Origin of the sequence: Streptomyces sp. 13-12-16, from assembly GCF_002114215.1 — a bacterium.
Classification (GTDB): domain Bacteria; phylum Actinomycetota; class Actinomycetes; order Streptomycetales; family Streptomycetaceae; genus Streptomyces.
In genome coordinates, this window is record NZ_NCTE01001419.1 from 3,954 (window position 1) to 4,977 (window position 1,024).

Here is a 1,024-nt window from a genome sequence, read left to right on the forward strand (position 1 = left end):
TACGCCGGCTGCGACGTCTTCGCCTTCCCGTCCCGTACGGAGACCAGCGGCAACGTCGTCGCCGAGGCGATGGCGTGCGGGCTGGCGGTCGTCCTGCCCGAGGGCGCGCACACCACCCGCTGGCTGGCCGCGCCGGGGCTCGACGGCGTCGTCGTCCCGGCCGACTCCCCGTCGGCCTGGGCGGACGCCCTGCACCCGCTGCTCGTGCGGCCCGCCGCACGAGAGGCGGTACGGCGCCGGGCCGCGGAGACGTCCAGGAGCACCCATCCCACCTGGGACCGCGTCCTCGAGGAGGACCTCCTCCCGGTCTGGACCCGGCCGGCCCGCACGCCCCGCCGGGCCGCCTCCCGTACCGCTTGAGCCACCCCGCCCCCTGCAGGGGGCGGGGAACTGCGCGAACAGCCACGATGCGGCCGCAGCGGCCGTACGACAGAACCACCCGGCTCTCCCCGCGCACCCCTTCCCCGTGCGAACGAGGGTCCGGGGGCGCAGCCCCCGGGGACGGTACGGGCGGGGGCGAAAGAACCGGCGGCCGGGGCCCGGTCACTCGTCGGCGGCCCGGTGCCGGCCGTGCGACGCCGCGATGACCGGTGACGTGTCCAAGGTCGCGATGCCCGCTGCCACCAGGACCAGCCCCGCCGACGTCACCGCCGAGGCCGGCCAGCCCGTGTGGATCGCCTCGTCGAAGAGGAGCGTGCCCATGGCCACCGCGACCACCGGCTCCGTCGCGTCCAGGACCGTCATGGTCGCGGCCAGCGGGCCCTGCTGGAAGGCGCTCTGGATGAGCAGCAGACCGCCGACGCTGGCCGCGACGAGGGCGTAGGTCTGCCAGGCGGCCAGGGCCGTGAGCGGTCCGTGCCGGAGCCGGTCCACCGTCGCGGCCAGCAGGACGGACTGGGTGCCCATCACCGCCCCCGCGGCGAGCGCCGTCGCCGAGGCCCGCCAGGGGCCGGACAGCATCCGCGCGGTCGCGAGCGCACCGCACACCACGGCCGCGACCGTGCCGACGGCCAGCAGCCAGGAC

General features: G+C 77.1%; 2 protein-coding genes. One reads left to right on the plus strand and one right to left on the minus strand.

Annotated features, from left to right (window positions below):
* Window positions 1-360 (plus strand): glycosyltransferase family 4 protein (locus B7767_RS41885; protein WP_143652988.1); only part of this gene is annotated, 360 nt, incomplete at its 5' end.
* 183 nt (window positions 361-543) lie between these two features.
* On the opposite strand, the gene B7767_RS47075 is transcribed toward B7767_RS41885, so the two are convergent.
* Window positions 544-1,024: DMT family transporter (locus tag B7767_RS47075; RefSeq protein ID WP_179167546.1), on the minus strand; the 481-nt coding region annotated here is incomplete at its 5' end.